Here is a 16,184-nt window from a genome sequence, read left to right as displayed (position 1 = left end):
CCATTTGTGGGATGCCTTTTGCAAGGCGCCGTTTGGGTGCTCGATGGCTTGAGTTCGGCGGCCTGTGCACGAGACGGCGCGGTGCACTACGAGGCGCCGCGGGCCAGCCGCGTGGATACCACAAGGCCGCACAGCGAGATGAAGCTGCAGCACACCATTCCGATGGCCATGGTCAGCGCTGCGTTCGAGCCCCAGCCCATGAGCGGGCTGATGGCGCTGGCCAACATAGACTGGCCGAAGCCCATGATCGCGGAGACGCTACCCGCTCGCGGGCGCATGAGGCCCGTGGCCAACGCCGTGGCGTTGCCCATGATGAAGCCGGTCGGCGCCACGCAGGCAAAAAGCACAGTGAGGCAGACCCAGACCGGAGCGCCAAACAGCACCGACAGCAACAAGAGCACCCCGCACACGAAAACGCCGGTCACGCCGATGCGCAACATGACCGCCGGGGAGACCGAATCCATTGCCCGCGAATTCACCAGCGTGGCCATAAAGAGGCCCACGGAGTTGATGCCGAAAACCAGCGAATAGCCCAGCGGCGAAAAGCCCCACTGGTCTTGCACCACGAAGGCCGAGGCCGAGATGTAGCAAAACATCGAACAGAAGCCGAAGGCCATGGTCACCAGGTAGCCCCACACCCGGGCATTGGTCAGGACCGCCCAGTAGTTTCCCGCCACCGTGCGGAACAACCCAGCGCGGGAGCGCCCACCCGCGGTTTCCGGGACGATGGCAATCGCCAGCACCAACTGCACCGCATGCAGCCCGGCAAGCACCCAAAAGATGCCGCGCCAGCCCAGCGGCTCCGCCAGGACACCGCCGAGCACCGGGGCCACCGCCGGCGCGATGCCCTGCAGCGCCATGAGCAGCGAATAAGCCTTCGCGGCAGCCGCGCCGTGCACGAGGTCAGGTACCACCGCGCGGGCGAGCACCACGCACGCGCCGCCGCCGAGGCCCTGCAGCACGCGGGCGGCCACGAGCACCGTGGCGGTCGGAGCCAGCGCCGCCAGCACGGAGGCAACCAGCGCGAGGGAGGCACCGGCAATAAGGAGGCGTTTGCGCCCGATGGCGTCGGACAGCGGGCCCATCACGAGCTGACCCACCCCCATGCCAATGAAAAAGCCTGAGATGGTCAGCTGCACCATGGACCGGGTGGTGCCCAGATCAGAGACGATCTCCGGCATCACCGGCAAATACATATCTGTGGCAAAAGGCGCTGTTGCGGACAACAGCGCCAATGTAGCCAAGAGTGGATAGGGAATCACGCGTCGCGCTTCTCCAGCACGATGACGCCCACGATCCACAGAACTGCGGCCCAGCCGAAAAAGACGAGAGCCTCAAAGCCTACCGATGACCACGGCGCGTTCTCATCCACATAGTTCACCGCCCAGTTCTGGAAGGCGGTAAAGGGCATGAAGTGAATGACTTTATCGCCCACCAGCGGCAGCACGCGCACGATATTTTCCAGGCCCATGTACAAGATGAGGGAAATCGCCACCGTGCCGGCGGTCTGCCGTAGCAGCAGGCCCAGCCCCTGCACGAAGAGCACCGCGCCAAAGGCCGCGATGGGGAAGGCCCACAACATGTACTTGCCATCGTCGCTAGAGAAAGGCTGAAAGGCCTCCGCCGCAGATTCGTTCGTAGTCACATCCGCCAACACGAAGATGTACACCAAGCCCAAAAAAGCAATAATCGCCGCAATGACTCCGTAGAGCAGCAGCTTGGCGCAGGCCACGGTCCAACGCTTCGGGTTGGCCATGAAGGTCAGGGATTGCGTCCTATAGCGGTACTCCGTAGTCACCACCATCGCGGCCTGGATCATGATGATCGGCATGCCCATGAGCAAGATGATGGAGCCCAAGCTGCGCTCCTGCAGCGGGCTAATGCCCAGCACGGCTTCGCCCGCGTTGAGCGAATTCAGCAGCGTCCAGCCGGTAGTGATAAGAAAAATGAGGGCCGTGGTCCACCAGAAGGACTTCGTCGTGCGCAGCTTCGTCCACTCCGAGTGAACAGTATTGAGAAACATTAGCGGTGTACCCCTTCCTGCGGTGCCTCCGCCTGGTACTGCACCGCGCGATCCGTCATAGCCACATAAGCCTCTTCCAGCGAGGCGCGGTGGAGCGTCAATTCCGTCAGCGGCACACCCGTGGAATAAGCCAGCTGGCCCACGTAGTCCGTGGTCTGGTGAGGAATCACTAGCGTTGGTCGCTGTTCCTCATCAGCCGACTCGTGGTAAAAAATCCCGGCTTCCTTGAGCGCCGAGCCGAACTCGCGCAGGTGCTCCGAGCGCACGATGACCGAAGAGCTGGAATTCTCCTTCACAAAGTCATAGGTACGCTGATTAGCCAAGAGCCTGCCGCGGCCAATGACCACCAAGTGGTCGGCCGTCTGCGCCATCTCCGCCAGCAGGTGGGAGGAGATGAGCACCGTGCGGCCTTCTGCTGCCAGCGCGCGCACGAGCGAGCGCACCCAGCGAATGCCCTCCGGGTCCAGGCCGTTGACCGGCTCATCCAAAATCAGCACGCCCGGGTCCCCCAGCAAGGCAGCCGCCAAGCCCAGGCGCTGCCCCATGCCGAGGGAGAAGCCGCCGGCCTTCTTGCCCGCAACATCAGCCAAGCCCACAAGCCCGAGCACCTCATCAACGCGGGAGGTGGGGATGCCGTTGGCTTGCGCCATCCACGTCAGGTGGTTAGCGGCGGTGCGGTTGGCGTGGACCGCTTTGGCGTCGAGAAGCGCGCCCACCTCACGCAGCGGGTTCTTCAGCTCGCGGTAGGGTTTGCCGTGCACTAGGGCGGTGCCAGCGGTGGGCTTGTCCAAGCCCAGGATCATGCGCATCGTCGTTGATTTTCCAGCGCCGTTGGGCCCCAGAAAGCCGGTCACTTGGCCCGGCTCCACCTGAAAGGTGAGGTCATCGACGGCGCGGACAGACTTGTACTGTTTGGTCAGTCCGGCTACTTCAATCATGTCCTACAGCGTGCCACAGGTTCCCGCCGCGCGCCTGTATCAGCTGCCGTTTTCTTCCCAATACTTCAGCAACCGCGGCAGTGCTTCCCGGAAGGGAGCCAAAAGCTCCAGCTCTTCCATCTGGTTAAAGGGCACCCAGCGCAGCTCTGCGGATTCTTCGTTGGCGGTCGTGGCTAAGCGCTGCCCCGAAAGAGTCCGCGCTAACACCGTGGTATAAGTCCAGCCTTCCTCGAAGGGCCCGGCGGTAACGAGCGAGCCTAGAACCTCGACGTCCGCCGGCGAGATTCCGGTTTCTTCCTCCGTCTCCCGCAGCGCGGCCTGCTCCGGCGACTCCGGCTTATCCCGCGCCCCGCCCGGGATTCCCCAGGTCCCACCGTTATTCGTCCACGTAGCGCGATGCTGCAGCAGCACTTGGTCCCCCGCCACGAGGAAGAGGCCAGCGGCGCCAAACTTGCCCCATACCGGCACCCCGCCCGGACCTTTAGACCAGCCATCACCGGAAAGCTCTGGGTTAACGCGTGTACACATGTCTTATACGATACGCGAGAATAAGCCCACGCCACCCTGCCCCAAATCATCGCGCGATGGGGTGCGGGGCGCTATCCTAAGGGAATGACCGGCCCGGCCACCGAACTGCGCGAGCACTCCCCCGAATCATGGGGCGATCATTGGCTCGATGAGGTCACCGAGCCTGCTGCCCCGGCTTTCAGCCGCCCCACGCAGCTGGCCATGAGTTCCTTCTCCGGCCCAGCGCGCGTCCTCCGGCGCTTTTATAGCTTTGCTTCCACCACGCCCGGCAAGCTGTTTACGGTCACCGTCATCCTGACCGCCGCGCTCGCGGCAGCCGGGTTTTCTATGTCTTCTTCCTCGGCCGCGCGCCACGATGACCTGGATACTCTGCTGACTTCCACGGAGCCGATGTCGAATGCGGCGCATCACCTCTACACCAACCTGTCTCTGGCCGATACCGTGGCCACCACCGGCTTCGTGCAGGCGGGCGTCGAACCGGAGCATAACCGCAACCGCTATAACGAGGCCATCGATGCCGCGTCGGTCGCCGCCACGCAGGCCATCGTGGGCACCTCCGCCGAGGATGAGCGCGTGCGCGAGCTCGTCACCTTTATCCAACGCGAGCTGCCGGTGTACACCGCCCTCGTGGAAAAGGCGCGTGTCAATCACCGCGCGGGCCACGCCGTGGCGAATTCCTATATGTCCAACGCCTCGGCGCTCATGCGGACCCAGATTCTCCCCGCCGCCGCGGAGCTGTTCACCCTGACCTCGGAGAAGGTGAGCCAACAGCAGCAGCGTCTGACCCGCCCGCAGTGGGTTCCGCTGTCCGGGCTGGTTGCCGCACTCATTTTCCTCGGCTTGGCGCAGTGGTGGCTGTGGCGGCTGACCCGCCGCCGCTTCAACCGTGGCTTTGTGGCGGCCACGGGGTTGTTGTTCCTCGCGCTGGTGTGGGCCTCCGCCTCCAACTTCGCCACGTGGGCCTCGGGCCACCAGGGTTTCGAGACGGTGTCGCGCCCCTGGGACTCACTGACTGCCTCGCGCATCGAGGCCCAGCAGATGCGCACCTCGGAGACTCTCGCGCTAGTCTTGCGCTCCTCCGAGCAGGACATGTCCGTGCACTTTAGCTCCACGGTGTACTCCGTTAACCAGGCCCTGCGGGATTATGAGCAGGCGCTTAACGACGACGACTTCCCCTCCTCCGATCCCTCCCTGATTCCCCGCGCCAAGCAGGCAGTGGAAGACTGGACATCCACGCACGAGAAGTTCACCGAGGACCTTGCCATGGGCGACTACGATGCTGCCCTCTACCAGGCCACCGCCATCGATCCGGATGGTGACCCGACCGCCGCCAGTGCTTTCAACGCCGTGGATAGCTCCTTGGCAGCACTCATCGATCAAGCCCGCGATGCCATGCGCACCTATCTGGTCCAGGGGCTCAATGCCATGACGATGGTCTCGACCGGCGTGCTCCTGGCCACCTTTGGTGCGATTATTGCCGTGTGGCTAGGTATTCGTCCCCGTCTGCAGGAGTACCTGTGATGCGCCGCCCTACCAAGAACCGCCCGGCCTGGACCGCGGCCCTGCTCCTGCTCAGCAGCGCCGTGGCGCTCAGCGGCTGTGAGCCGGAGCCGCCCAGCACACAGGACCCCATCCTCCCCTCCACCGCGAACCTCGATTCCACGCCGGGACCACCACTGCCGGAGGATGCCATCATCGAGCCCGCTGGCGCCGGTGAGGCGTCCAAACAAAGCACCGAAGAGGCCTATGGCTCCTACCGCCCGGACGATAAGAAGCCGGAGGAGCGCGTGCCCGATATCCTGGCGCGCGGCCGGCTTATCGTGGGTGTGGATCGCTCCAATAACCTGCTCAGCTACCGCGATACCGCCAGCGGCGAGGTCCGCGGCTTCGAGGTCGATATTGCTCGCGAAATCGCCCGCGATATCTTCGGGGATCCCAACAAGGTGGACTTCCGCTTCGTGGAGGCTTCCGAACGCGCGCGTGCGCTCAATGATCGCACGGTGGATATCGTCATCCGCACCATGACGATTAGCCCCAGCCGCCAGCGCGAAGTCTCCTTCTCCATTCCCTATATGCAAACCGACGCGCGTTTGCTGGTGCTGAAGAACTCCGGCGTTGAGTCCATCGCGGATACCGCTGGGATGACCTTGTGTGCGACAAAGGGTTCCACCATGGTGGACGCGATACGCACGCACGCGCCTGCTTCCGACATCCTGGAAACCCGCGCCTGGGGCGATTGCCTCATGGCCCTGCAACTGGGGCAAGCGGATGGCATCGTGGTAGATGATGCGCTGCTCTCCGGCATGCTGGCCCAGGATCGCTACACCGAGATTGTCGGTGGTCCCCTCGAAAGCCAAAGCTATGGCGTGGCCGTGCGCAAGCCCGATGGCTCGTATGATTCGCGCCCGCTTATCCGTCAGGTGAACTCCACGCTGGAGCGCATTCGCAAGGACGGGACCTGGCAGAGGCTCTTCACAACGTGGCTGGGGGATTATATGGAACAGCCGGTGCTCCCGGCACCTAAGTACCTCGATGAGACCCCACCCGCGACGGAATCCCAGCCGAGTTCCCCAACCAGCAACCCACCCGGCGAGAAGAAGGAGGGACACTAATGTCGCACCGCTTCAGCGAGGATGAGCTCGATCACCTCACGCCCGAAGAGCACGAGACCGCGGAGCCCGAAGGTCCTGCCGACGCCACGCAAGCCGTCCGCTTCGATCCTTTCGCGGATGACGATGACGATTATTCGGAGGATCACCTTCTCGGCACCTCGCCTGCGAAACCAGGCGATCCGAGAACAGCAGCCTCCGGCGCCGACAACACGGAAGCCTCCGACCGCACCGCGGCGGTACCTTTCGATCCCTTCGCCGATGACTTCGATGAGGATGACCCCGCCGCCACTGGCGCCGTCCTCTCCCCCGCCGGTCAGCCCGGCGCGCACGGCAGCGCGACGAACAAGCCTGGCGATGGCGAATACGTCGATTCAGACAATATCGCGGCACTGATCGAGGAGCTGGGGCAGCTGCGAGATCGTCGCAAAGCAGAGGACCCTTCGCAGGCCTCCCGCCGCCGCGCGCTCGATACCTTCCGCCAGCGCCGCAGCACCAAGCGCACCGACCGCGAAGTGGCCGATGGCATGGCCACCTTGCCCTTCGTCGTCCCGGATGATCCCACTCAAGCCCTCATCGATCCGCAGGATGCGCCCCGCGCCGCCCCGCCGCAGCTTAAGCCGGGTGACATGGTGGCGGGCCAATACGAAATCCTCGGCGTGCTGGCGCATGGCGGGCTGGGCTGGATCTACCTGGCCAATGACCATTTCGTCTCCGGGCGCATCGTGGTGCTCAAGGGCATGCAATCCACCAACTCCGCCGAGGAAACGGCGACTGCGGAGGCGGAGCGTGAGTTCCTCGCGGATATCACGCACCCGAATATCGTCAAGATTTTCAACTTCATCGATGATCCCCGCGTGCCCGGCGGCTTCATCGTCATGGAATACGTCGGCGGACCTTCGCTCAAGCAGCGCCGCAACGACCAGGCCAATGACCGCTTCCCGGTCGATACGGCCATTGCCTATATTTTGGAAATCCTGCCCGCCCTGGATTACCTGCACGCCCGCGGCGTGGTCTACAACGACTTAAAGCCCTCCAACATCATCGTCACCGAGGACCAGGTCAAACTCATCGATCTGGGCGCGGTCTCCGGCATCGGTGCCTTCGGGCATATCTACGGCACGCAGGGTTTTCAGGCGCCGGAGATCTCCACCCAGGGCCCCTCGGTGGCCAGCGATATTTATACCATCGGGCGCACCCTGGCCTGCCTGACGTTGAAGCTGCCGGTGGAGGATGGCGTCTATAAGCCCGGCCTGCCCTCCCCCACGGAGGAGCCGCTGCTGCGCCGCTACCTTTCTTTCTACCGCCTGCTCTTGCGCGCGACTGACCCTGACCCGGAGCAGCGCTTCGCATCGGTCTCCGAGCTGCGTGACCAGCTCTTCGGTGTGCTGCGTGAGGTCATCGCGCTCCGTGATGGCATCCAGCACCCGGCCCAGCACTCCGTCTTTTCCCCGCAGCGTACGACCTTCGGCACGAAGCACCTGGTCTTCCGCACCGACCAGCTCATCGATGGCATCGACCGCACCGTCCGCATCACTGCCCCCGAGGTGGTATCCGCGCTGCCCATCCCGCTGGTTGTCCGCTCCGATATCGGAGCCCCGCTGCTGCAGGGCTCCTCCTATACCGAGCCGCAGGAAGCGCTAGAAACCCTGCGCCAGGCCATGCAGGCCCCGGAGTACGAAGAATCCGCCGAGATTCCCCTCGGCGTGGTGCGCGCCATGATTGACCTGGGCTATATCGGCCAGGCCCGCGAGTGGTTGACCTCCATCGAGGAGCGCTTGGGCAAGGACTGGCGCTTCCACTGGTACTCGGGCGTGACCGAACTGCTCTTGGACAAATACCGTGAGGCCCAGGCCCACTTCGCGCACGTCCTCGACGTGCTACCCGGTGAGGCCGCACCGAAGCTGGCCATCGGCGCGGTCAACGAGCTCATCCTGCAGCAGCTGGGTTTTTCGGAGGCCGCGCTTATCGACGCCTCCGTTGCCCGCGCCTGCGCCAACCTCACCACCTCGCTGGCGGATTTGCCCAATGATGCTTTTGAGGACCAGCCGGGCATCTGGGACCACATCACCGATGATCCGGCCCACCTGCGTTTCAATTCGCTGCGTCTCTACGGCATCGTGTGGGCGACGAACCCGACGACGGTCTCCTCCGCCTTCGGCTTGGCCCGCCAGCTGCGCGCCGAGCACCAGGTGGAGCTCGCCGTGGCCACCTTGGATAAGGTCCCCAATGCCTCGCGTCACCACCGCATGGCCCGCTTGACCACGGTTCTGCAGCTCATCGTGCACGACCTTTCCGAGTCCCGCATCCGGCGCGCCGCCCGCCGCCTGGAGGAGATTCCGCAGAACGAGCCGCGCTTTTTGCAGATCAAGATTGCGGTCATCTCCGCCGGGCTGACCTTCCTGCGTGAATCAGACCTCGATGCTGCGGCCTCCCCCAACGATCTTTTCGAGTTCCCCTTTACCCAGCGCGGCCTGCGCTATGGCCTGGCGGATACCCTGCGGGCACTGGCCCGCCAGGCGCCGTTCGCTCGCCACCGCTACGCGCTGGTGGACCTGGCCAACAAGGTCCGCCCAGTCACGATGTTCTAGTACAGGCCCGCCTCCCGGGCCATGGCCGCGATACCCGCGGACTTCTGTGCAATAGCCAGCTCCTCGTTCGTCGGCACCACGAAGACCTTGACCTGGGAATCCGCGGTCGAAATCATGCGCGGCTCCTTCGAGCGCACCAGGTTGGCTTCCTTATCGAAGTCAATGCCGTACATGTCCAGGTTGTACAGCGAATCCTGGCGGACCTCAGTATCGTTCTCACCCACGCCGGCGGTAAACGTAATCGCGTCCACGCGGCCCAACGCAATCATGTATGCACCAATGAAGCGGCGCAGCTGGTGGATGTAGATGTTATAGGCCAGCCAGGCATCCTGGTCCTCGTTGTTGATGCGCTCGCGCAGCACCCGGAAATCGTTGACACCCGCAATACCCTTCACACCGGAGCGCTTGTTCAGAAGGTTGTCGATCTCATCGATCGACATACCCGCCTCACGCGAGAGGTGGAAGATAATACCCGGGTCAATATCGCCCGAGCGCGTGCCCATGGCCAAACCTGCCAGCGGGGTCAGGCCCATCGAGGTATCGATCGGGCGGCCGTTGCGAATCGCCGCGGCGGAGGCACCGTTGCCCAAGTGCAGCGTGATCTGGTGAACATGCCCCGGGTCGCGGTCAAGAAGCTTCGGCACCTGCTGCGAAACGAACTCGTGCGAGGTTCCGTGGAAACCGTAACGGCGGATGTCATATTGCGAGGCCACATCATTGTTAATGGCGTAGAGTGCTGCCGCCGGCGGCATGTGGTTAAAGAAGGCCGTATCGAAGACCGCCACGTGCGGGATCTCCGGCAGCAGCTTGCGCGCCACGCGGATACCATCCAGGTTCGCCGGGTTGTGCAGCGGCGCGAGCGGAATGAGGTCCTCGATCATGGACTCGATCTGATCCACGATGAGCTGCGGCTCACTGAACAGGCGCCCGCCGTGCACCACGCGGTGGCCCACGGCGATGACCTCGACATCCGTCGGGCCCACGCCGTGCTCATGCATGATGCTAAACGCGCGGTCCAAGCCGAAGGAGTGGGTGGGAATCTCCAGCTCTTCCTTGTATTCCTCACCGCCCGTCTTGACGGTCACCGCACCCTGCGGCTCGCCGACCTGCTCCACCAAACCCGAGACCAGCGGGGTATCCGTGGCCGAGCTCTCCGGGTCCACGAGCTGGAACTTTACCGAGGAAGACCCCGAGTTGAGAACGAGTACGTACGCCATCTACTTCACCCCTGCCTGAATAGCGGTGATAGCCACCGTGTTGATGATGTCCGGAACGGTCGCGCCACGCGAAAGGTCATTGACCGGCTTGTTCAGACCCTGCAGAATCGGGCCCACCGCCAATGCACCACCGGTGCGCTGCGCCGTCTTATAACCAATGTTGCCGGCCTCCAGGTCCGGGAAGACGAAGACCGTGGCCTTACCTGCAACGTCGGATTCCGGCGCCTTCTTGGCTGCCACGCCTGGGTCGCAGGCAGCGTCGAACTGCAGCGGACCATCCACCGCCACGGAGGAGTCAATGCCGCCAGCCACCTCGACGGCCTTGACCACCTTCTCCACGTCCGGGCCCGCGCCCGAGGTTCCCGTGGAGTAGGACAGCAGCGCCACGCGCGGGTCCAGGCCGAACTGTGCTGCGGTCTGGGCGGACACGATGGCGATCTCGCCGAGCTGCTCCGGAGTCGGGTTCGGGTTCACCGCGCAGTCACCGAAGGCCCACAAGCGCCCCGGCATCACCATGAGGAAGATGGAGGAGACCACGGAGGCTTCCGGCTTGGTCTTAATGATCTGGAAGGAAGGCTTGATGGTGTGCGCCGTGGTGTGCGCTGCGCCGGAGACCATGCCATCGGCCAAGCCCTTGTGTACCATCATCGTGGCGAAGTAGGACACGTCTTTCATGGTCTCGCGCGCTTGCTCCAGCGTCACGCCCTTCTTCTTGCGCAGCTCCGCAAAGTCTGCCGCAAACTCTTCTGCCAGCGGGGATTCCAGGTGGTTGATGATGTCCACGCCGCTCAGGTCGATCCCGAGTTCCTGGGCGCGCTTTTCGACGCCCCCGTCACCCAAAATCGTCAGCTTCGCCACCTTGCCCTTAATGAGCTCCCCCGCGGCCTGCAGGATGCGGTCATCCTCTCCCTCCGGCAGCACGATGTGTGCCCCGACCTCGCGGGCCTGGTCCAGCAGCTGCTTTTGGAAGAGCTCCGCGCACATATAGGGCTCGATGTCCTCCAGGGAAGAAATCGCACTGGGAACGGAGGAGACGTCATCCACCGCGCCCACCACGGTGGCTCCCACCGAGCGCGCGTGGTTCAGCGCCAGCTCCGCGGCGCGTGCGGGTGCGGCGGAAATCAGCACGAAGGGCAGGCCCAGGGCGGCGGCGGCCTTGGCATCAAAGTCCATAACTCCGGTGCCTTGGAGGACCAGGTTGCCCGCGGGGGCATTCTCCAGGACTTCGCTGAGCGTGGTTCCCAAGTCATCTACCTGGGCGAAGGTGGCCCCCAGTTCCTGAGCCACAGCAGCAACGTCCAAACCGTCGAAGCCGCGCCCAATGACGCTAATGAAGGCGGAATTCCGTGAGGACTTGGCGGTCATGACAACCCTTTCTCTGCTTAGAAAGCGTGTACCCGGGATCACACAGTGGGGCACACAGTGACACTACGACACTTTCACAGTACGGGAACACACCCCTTCTCGCCGCCGACTTAACACTGACCATCAGCAACTCCCCAGGCCACTGCCACCTCACCCGAAGCCAAAGTGTGCTATCACACAGAAACTTGTCCTCCCTTGTTCCCTCGGAGTAGGCTCCTAACCAGGATTGTTACTTCGGGCAAGACCTAGGCTCCCCGCTCTTAGCCGTGTGGGGATGGTTCGCTTGTGAACCATTGTAGCCTAGGTCTTTTGTGGTTTTTAGCCACAGAGCTCACTTACTCTCGAAAGGATTCTCATGTCGACTGAAGTTCGCTCGGCAGCTGAGGCCATCCTGGATGGCATCGGCGGGGCGGAGAACATCACCTCTTTCACGCACTGTGCTACGCGCCTGCGCTTTGAGTTGGCTGATGCCTCCAAGGCAGACAAGGACGCCCTCGAGGCCATCCCCAAGGTCATGGGTGCCGTGCCCCAGGGCGGCCGCAACTACCAGGTGGTCATCGGCGGTGACGTGGCCACGGTCTATGACCAGATCAATGCTCTCCCCCAGATGAAGAACGCCGGCTCCTCCGCCGGCCGCTCCAACGATGATGTCAAGGCTGCCGCCCGCGCTAAGTCCAAGGGCAAGCTGCCGTGGATGGACACCTTCTTCGAGTACCTCTCGGATTCCTTCCGCCCCATCCTCGGCGTGCTGCTGGGCGCTTCCCTCATCATCGCCTTCGCCTCGGTGCTGGACGCCGCAGGCGTCGTGGACTTCCGCTCCCCGGATAAGCCCGCCTCCTGGTTCTTCGTGGACGCCATGTGGCGTTCCGTCTTCTTCTTCCTTCCCGTGATGGTGGCCTATAACGCGGGTAAGAAGCTGCGCATCGACCCCTGGGTTCCCGCCGCAGCCATGCTCGCGATGTTCACCCCGGAGTTCGCCGGCCTTTCGGAGAACCCCGCCGTGCAGTGTGTCACCAACGACACGCTGTCTGCTGAGCAGTGCTCCATCGATATCTTCGGCATGACCATGCAGCTGCAGGACTACGGCGGAAACGTCTTCGTCCCGCTCATCATGGCTGCCGTCGCGGCACTCTTCTACAAGGGATTCCAGAAGATCATCCCGTCTGCGGTGCACATGGTCTTCGTCCCCTTCCTGACTCTGCTCTTCGTTATCCCGCTGACAGCCTTCCTCATTGGCCCGTTCGGCGTGTGGGCCGGTAACGGCATTGGCGCCGGCCTGTCTTGGATGAATGACCACGTACCGTTCGTCTTCGCCCTGGCCATCCCGATGCTCTACCCCTTCCTGGTCCCGCTGGGTCTGCACTGGCCGCTCAACGCCCTCATGCTGGTCAACATCCAGACCTTGGGCTATGACTTCATCCAGGGCCCCATGGGCGCATGGAACTTCGCCTGCTTCGGCGCCACTGCAGGTGTCCTGGCACTGTCCATCCGTGACCGCGACACCGTGATGCGCCAGACCTCCGGCTCTGCCCTCCTGGCCGGCCTGCTCGGTGGTGTGTCTGAGCCTTCCCTCTACGGTATCCACCTGCGCTACAAGAGGATCTACCCGCGCATGCTGGTGGGCTGCTTCGCCGGTGGCCTGACCGTGGCTCTGCTGACCCTGGGCACGAACGGTATTACTACCGACGCCTTCGTCTTCACCTCCCTGCTGACCATCCCAGTCTTCACCCCGATGGCCAAGTACGCCATCGCCATTGCGGTGGCCTTCTTCGTGGCCTTCTTCCTCATCCTCTTCACCGACTACCGCACCCCGGAGGAGCGCGCTGAGGCCAAGGCCGCCCGCGAGGCAGCCGAGCAGGCCGAGCTCGACAACGCCAACAACGCCGGCAACGCTGACAACGCCGCGCTTGCCGACGCCCCCGCAACCACCGCTGCCGCCGGCGCTGGCGCTGGTGCCGCCACCGCAACCGCCACCAAGGCGGATGCCCCGGCCACGGCCACTGAGCCGGCCGCTGGCACCACCACCGACATCGCTTCGCCGTCGACCGGCAAGGTTGTCCCCATGGCTGAGATCGATGACCCGGTCTTCTCCGCCGGCACGCTAGGTGATGGCGTGGGCATCGTCCCCGAGGGCGACGAGGTCTACTCCCCCGTCAGCGGCACGATTGTCAGTGCTATGAAGTCCGGTCACGCCTACGGCATCAAGACTGAGGACGGCGTGGAGGTCCTCGTCCACATCGGCATCAACACCGTGAAGATGAAGGGCGAAGGTTTCGCCCCAGCCGTCAAGAAGGGCGACACGGTCAAGCAGGGCGAGCTGCTTGCCACCGTTGACTTCGCCAAAGTCACCGAAGCCGGCTACGACACCACCATCGTCCTGGCCGTGACCAACACCAAGGCGCTGTCCGCCGTCACCCCGGCTGGCCTGAACCACGCCGCCGCTGGCGATACGGTCATCACCACGACCCGCTAAAGGACCCACTAGGGAACCTTGAGCACGCCTTTAACGAACCCTGACTAAGCTGGCTCGATGGAACCACCATCGTGGCCGGCTTTAGTCGTTTTAGCTCCAATCGGCTAGCCTTAACCGGTTAACCCCAACCAGAAAGGTGCCTTGTGCAACTGTTGCGAGTGTTCAATAACAACGTCGTGCTCGCACGCCGCGGCGCGGAGGACGTCATCGTCACCGGCCGCGGAATCGGCTTCCAGGCTCACCCCGGCACTGAGGTTGACCCCGCCAAGGTGGTCAAGGTCTTCGTCCCTGATTCCGGCCGCGACCCGGACCACCTCGCCGCCATGATCGCCGGTATCCCCGGCGAGTACGTGCAGTTAGTCATCGATGCCATGCACTCCGTCGACATGTCTGAGGCACTGCGCAGCAAACTCACTCTGGTCGTGGCGATTGCGGATCACATCCACGGCGCGGTCAGCCGCGGCAACACCGTGTCCTATCCATTGGAAGCTGAGGTACGCCACCTCTACGCCGATGACTTTGCCCTCGCACAGCAGCTACTCGACGCCATCAACAGTGGCCTGCACAAACCACTGGCTCCTGATGAGGCCGTGGCCATCACCCTGCACCTAGTCAACGCTGGGTTCGCGGTGGGGGATCTCTCCGGCACCTACCGCATGACGGGCCTCATCCAACAGATCCTGGCCGTCATCGGTTCCCACAACGATACGGAGCTCAACAGCGAGGACATCTCCGTCGCCCGCTTCATCACGCACTTGCGCTATCTCTTCGTGCGCATGGCGGAGCACCAGCAGCTCGACTCCGACGACCGCCAGGTGGCCACCGCCATCTCCGCGCGCTACCCCGATGCCGTCGAGACCGCCCAGATGGTAGCCAACCTCATTGAGCTGCGCCTCGACAGCGCATTAACCCCCGATGAAGTCTCCTACCTGACGCTGCACATCGCGCGCCTGGAGGAGGCCTCCGCCTAAGCCACCGGCGCCTCAGCGCCACCTTCCACCGGTGCCACCGGCTCGGCTACGGTGATGATGTTGTCCTCGTAGCCCAGCTGGCCACCAACAAACTTGCCACCGCAGGTGATGAGGACCAGGCGGTTCTCTCCCTCCGTGTCATTGACCACGTCCGGGAAGCCCGCGCCCTTCTGCAGACGGTACGGTGCCTCAGTCACGCGGAAGCGGCGCTCCTCACCATCGATGAAGACGGTGAACTCCTGGCCCTGCTCCAGGGTGGTGAACTTCTCGGCGAAACCTGTTCCCTGCCCCTGGTAGTTGATGTGGCCGGTAATAACGCTGGAGCCAACCGGGCCAGCAACTCCCGGGACAGCGGATGCGGAGTACCAGCCCAAGCGCTGCACATCGCGCGGGGGAATCAGCATTCCGGTATCAGTGACCTGAATCGGGTCCACCGCGGCGAACTCATCGTTGATGCCCAGGGACATGGCACCAAAGCCACGGAACTCACCCGGTGCGGCATCAATCTCCTGATCCTGCTCACCGGAGTCATCCACGAAGGGATCATTGTTCGTCGTGGGTGCGGCAGACTCAGAGCTTTGCGACGTCTCCGCCGAATCCCCTGCATTATCTTCCGCAGAATCATCGCCATTGCGGCCCGCATAGATCACCAATTGCACGATGACCAAGATGATCGCAATGAGCGCCACCAGACCAATGAGGAGCTTCTTATTGCCCTTCTTCGGCTCGCCCGCTGACTGCTCCTCACCGGCACGGTGCTTCGCTGCGGCAGCCTCCCCGGCAGTCTCACCCGTGGAATCGGAGGGGTATTCCGGAATATCGTTCTGTTGGCTTTCGTCAGCCATAATCTCTGCTCCTTGCTCCTGTCTTCTAATTATGGGCGTCTAGCTTCTAAAAGTCTTCGCTATGGGGTTTCGCTGTAAACAATAGTCTAAGAGTCATACGACGAATCCCCTCCAGCGTTTTCACCCTGGAGGGGATTGTCCTAATCATTGTCTGCCCCTACCACGCCCAGCCGGTGAGGGCCGGGATGGTGTTGCAGTGCGGACTACTTGATGAAGTCCTGCATGCCTGGGTCAAGCTGGGTTGCACCGGAAGGTACGTGCTTGATCTCCACGCGGTGCGTGTTGGACGGCACCGGCTGACCGAAGTCCTGCGGCTGGTTGGCAGCATCCTCCGGCGGGGTTGCATCCAGGACGGTAACCTCGCGGTCATCGCGGCCGGTGTTGTCATGGGACTCACCGTGGTTGTTGCCACCATCGTGGCCACCATTGCCACCATCATGGCCACCGTCGGAGATGATCTTGATCAGGCCCAGACCCGGGATGAGCAGCAGCCACCACGGCAGGTCCTTCTTCGAGCTGCCCTTGTCTCCATCATTGTCCTTGCCGTCGCCCTTATCCGGGGTGTCGGAAGGCTTGTCGGAGTCAGAGGTAACCGTCTGGTTCTTGTCGTTGATGTCCTTGTGC

Annotated in this window: 13 protein-coding genes; 5 read left to right on the top strand and 8 right to left on the bottom strand. The window is 63.2% G+C overall.

The genetic code is table 11. The features are described from left to right. Positions 1 to 86: 86 nt before the first annotated feature. The 4 genes from HMPREF3147_RS05785 to HMPREF3147_RS05770 are packed head-to-tail and all read right to left on the bottom strand — an operon-like array spanning position 87 to position 3,489. Entirely contained in the window at positions 87 to 1,262 is a 1,176-nt protein-coding gene (locus HMPREF3147_RS05785; RefSeq protein WP_070445788.1) for a multidrug effflux MFS transporter, read from the bottom strand. Then, positions 1,259 to 2,023, bottom strand: coding sequence for an ABC transporter permease (locus tag HMPREF3147_RS05780; protein WP_070445785.1), 765 nt, complete (start codon positions 2,021 to 2,023; stop codon positions 1,259 to 1,261). The genes HMPREF3147_RS05785 and HMPREF3147_RS05780 overlap by 4 nt, the downstream gene beginning before the upstream one ends. After that, entirely contained in the window at positions 2,023 to 2,961 is a 939-nt protein-coding gene (locus HMPREF3147_RS05775; RefSeq protein WP_070445782.1) for an ABC transporter ATP-binding protein, read from the bottom strand. The genes HMPREF3147_RS05780 and HMPREF3147_RS05775 overlap by 1 nt, the downstream gene beginning before the upstream one ends. Positions 2,962 to 3,000: 39 nt before the next feature. Continuing rightward, positions 3,001 to 3,489, bottom strand: coding sequence for an NUDIX domain-containing protein (locus HMPREF3147_RS05770; protein ID WP_070445779.1), 489 nt, complete (start codon positions 3,487 to 3,489; stop codon positions 3,001 to 3,003). A gap of 84 nt (positions 3,490 to 3,573) precedes the next feature. On the opposite strand from HMPREF3147_RS05770, the gene HMPREF3147_RS05765 reads away from it, so the two are divergent. From HMPREF3147_RS05765 to HMPREF3147_RS05755, 3 genes are read left to right on the top strand one after another with little or no spacing between them, the layout of a single operon-like run. Continuing rightward, entirely contained in the window at positions 3,574 to 5,010 is a 1,437-nt protein-coding gene (locus tag HMPREF3147_RS05765; RefSeq protein ID WP_070445772.1) for a hypothetical protein, read from the top strand. Next, positions 5,010 to 6,101 carry a glutamate ABC transporter substrate-binding protein gene (locus HMPREF3147_RS05760; protein WP_070445769.1) on the top strand — a complete coding sequence of 364 codons (1,092 nt, stop codon included), beginning with the start codon at positions 5,010 to 5,012 and terminating at the stop codon, positions 6,099 to 6,101. Before HMPREF3147_RS05765 ends, HMPREF3147_RS05760 begins: the two co-directional genes overlap by 1 nt. Further along, complete coding sequence (locus HMPREF3147_RS05755) at positions 6,101 to 8,689, top strand: serine/threonine protein kinase (protein ID WP_070445766.1); 2,589 nt, start codon at positions 6,101 to 6,103, stop codon at positions 8,687 to 8,689. The genes HMPREF3147_RS05760 and HMPREF3147_RS05755 overlap by 1 nt, the downstream gene beginning before the upstream one ends. On the opposite strand, the gene HMPREF3147_RS05750 is transcribed toward HMPREF3147_RS05755, so the two are convergent. Beyond that, positions 8,686 to 9,906 carry an acetate kinase gene (locus tag HMPREF3147_RS05750; protein ID WP_070445763.1) on the bottom strand — a complete coding sequence of 407 codons (1,221 nt, stop codon included), beginning with the start codon at positions 9,904 to 9,906 and terminating at the stop codon, positions 8,686 to 8,688. The genes HMPREF3147_RS05755 and HMPREF3147_RS05750 overlap by 4 nt on opposite strands. Further along, positions 9,907 to 11,271: a phosphate acetyltransferase gene (gene pta / locus HMPREF3147_RS05745; protein ID WP_070445760.1), complete on the bottom strand. Its 1,365-nt coding sequence runs from the start codon at positions 11,269 to 11,271 to the stop codon at positions 9,907 to 9,909. A 355-nt stretch (positions 11,272 to 11,626) separates the two neighbouring features. Between pta and HMPREF3147_RS05740 the strand changes: the two genes are divergently transcribed. Next, complete coding sequence (locus tag HMPREF3147_RS05740; protein ID WP_070445757.1) at positions 11,627 to 13,744, top strand: glucose PTS transporter subunit IIA; 2,118 nt, start codon at positions 11,627 to 11,629, stop codon at positions 13,742 to 13,744. Positions 13,745 to 13,887: 143 nt separating this feature from the next. Beyond that, a complete protein-coding gene (locus HMPREF3147_RS05735; protein ID WP_070445754.1) occupies positions 13,888 to 14,715 on the top strand; it encodes a PRD domain-containing protein in 828 nt (275 codons plus the stop codon). Here HMPREF3147_RS05735 and HMPREF3147_RS05730 read toward each other — a convergent pair. Beyond that, positions 14,712 to 15,560: a class F sortase gene (locus tag HMPREF3147_RS05730; RefSeq protein WP_070445749.1), complete on the bottom strand. Its 849-nt coding sequence runs from the start codon at positions 15,558 to 15,560 to the stop codon at positions 14,712 to 14,714. The two genes, HMPREF3147_RS05735 and HMPREF3147_RS05730, sit on opposite strands and share 4 nt — an antisense overlap. Positions 15,561 to 15,763: 203 nt before the next feature. Next, positions 15,764 to 16,184, bottom strand: a 421-nt coding sequence (locus tag HMPREF3147_RS12850) for a hypothetical protein (protein ID WP_210384571.1), incomplete at its 5' end; no start/stop codon positions are given.

Origin of the sequence: Corynebacterium sp. HMSC05D03 (assembly GCF_001807205.1) — a bacterium.
Taxonomy (GTDB): domain Bacteria; phylum Actinomycetota; class Actinomycetes; order Mycobacteriales; family Mycobacteriaceae; genus Corynebacterium; species Corynebacterium aurimucosum.
Note: the sequence above shows the minus strand (reverse complement) of the source record. Positions and strands in the feature narration are given on the sequence as shown.

What these genes read in the sequence shown, in the direction of transcription:
- HMPREF3147_RS05780 (WP_070445785.1), bottom strand. Translation starts at nt 2,023, where the DNA reads ATGTTTCTCAATACTGTTCACTCGGAGTGGACGAAGCTGCGCACGACG.
- HMPREF3147_RS05775 (WP_070445782.1), bottom strand. Translation starts at nt 2,961, where the DNA reads ATGATTGAAGTAGCCGGACTGACCAAACAGTACAAGTCTGTCCGCGCC.
- HMPREF3147_RS05770 (WP_070445779.1), bottom strand. Translation starts at nt 3,489, where the DNA reads ATGTGTACACGCGTTAACCCAGAGCTTTCCGGTGATGGCTGGTCTAAA.
- HMPREF3147_RS05765 (WP_070445772.1), top strand. Translation starts at nt 3,574, where the DNA reads ATGACCGGCCCGGCCACCGAACTGCGCGAGCACTCCCCCGAATCATGG.
- HMPREF3147_RS05760 (WP_070445769.1), top strand. Translation starts at nt 5,010, where the DNA reads ATGCGCCGCCCTACCAAGAACCGCCCGGCCTGGACCGCGGCCCTGCTC.
- HMPREF3147_RS05755 (WP_070445766.1), top strand. Translation starts at nt 6,101, where the DNA reads ATGTCGCACCGCTTCAGCGAGGATGAGCTCGATCACCTCACGCCCGAA.
- HMPREF3147_RS05750 (WP_070445763.1), bottom strand. Translation starts at nt 9,906, where the DNA reads ATGGCGTACGTACTCGTTCTCAACTCGGGGTCTTCCTCGGTAAAGTTC.
- pta (WP_070445760.1), bottom strand. Translation starts at nt 11,271, where the DNA reads ATGACCGCCAAGTCCTCACGGAATTCCGCCTTCATTAGCGTCATTGGG.
- HMPREF3147_RS05740 (WP_070445757.1), top strand. Translation starts at nt 11,627, where the DNA reads ATGTCGACTGAAGTTCGCTCGGCAGCTGAGGCCATCCTGGATGGCATC.
- HMPREF3147_RS05730 (WP_070445749.1), bottom strand. Translation starts at nt 15,560, where the DNA reads ATGGCTGACGAAAGCCAACAGAACGATATTCCGGAATACCCCTCCGAT.